This is a genomic window from Vibrio sp. ER1A, from assembly GCF_000733315.1.
GTDB lineage: Bacteria > Pseudomonadota > Gammaproteobacteria > Enterobacterales > Vibrionaceae > Vibrio > Vibrio mediterranei.
Genome location: NZ_JPJA01000094.1, coordinates 265,681 through 266,890, shown reverse-complemented (window position 1 = coordinate 266,890; position 1,210 = coordinate 265,681).

Here is a 1,210-nt window from a genome sequence, read left to right as displayed (position 1 = left end):
ACATAAATCTGACCACATAATGCGCACTAGGATTATAGTCGGCTTAGTATCAATGAGATACAGAAAAGCCCGCCATATTGCTAGCTTCTCACGTTACCACGTTCTTTACCTAGTCATTAAATTTTACGCCTGATGAAGCATTTCAATACTGATTAGCTCATAGAGTTAAAGCCTTTGGCTTGTTCCGATATATACTTTTGGCTCATAGCTTGGGGCTTAGTATTATTCAAATAACTGTCGCACCGAATGGTTTCCTCATCCTATGGCTACAGCCTTTGGATACAAGTTCCATAGCGTATAACTAAAGTGTATTGAAACGAGCTTTCTTTCTTCGTTACCTTAACTGTTCAACACAAGCTTATACCTACCTGGCTGGCGAAGTTTTCGCTTGTTTAGTCTTTCTTTTTTAGCTGCGTGGCTTTTCTTTTAGCGCTAAAAAACTACAGCAAGCAACTTAACCAATTATAGGAACACGTTACCTCGATTGTTTATCGCTTCAGCGAAGTCATAGCACTTCGACGCGTACATCCCAAAGAAACTGGAGTGTAAACAGAAAACATCAGGCTGAAAATAACCGAACTATCTGTTTAGGCGTTCACAAATATTTGTTGTAAGAAATTAATCGACAGCTTAGTAAATTAATAGTTTGGCTAGGTAATCTATCCATTCCCTAGCCTTTTAATTAACCTATTATTTAAATTAACCTTTTATATCTTTGTGGTTATAAATCGCTTTCATTTATATACCCATAGACACGAAGTGTTTAACATCTAATTTTAAATAGTAGAATTTTCAACATACATATAGTTAGAGTTAGTTATATTCGATGCCATTATTGCTCTAGTCTATATTTAAACTCCGAGAATCGATTAACCTCACGAATATTAAAGAAAGATTACATACACACACTTATACTTCAAGCCCCTTCGTACTCTCTATAGGTATAGGGACTAAAAACAATGGCAGGAACGATCTATTGACTATGTAAATTCAATATTGCAAAGCTATAACGAAAGAAATGGCAATGTAAATATAACACCACATATATAAATAGAATCTGATTATAGATTTAGATATTTATAAACTTTTATTGTGTTTTTCTAAGATATTCTCTTTACAAAATGAGTTAGATGTTTAATTCTAATTTCACCAACGAGAACAACAAGAATTATTAGAAAAGGAATATTCTATGTCTTTACCTATTGAGTGG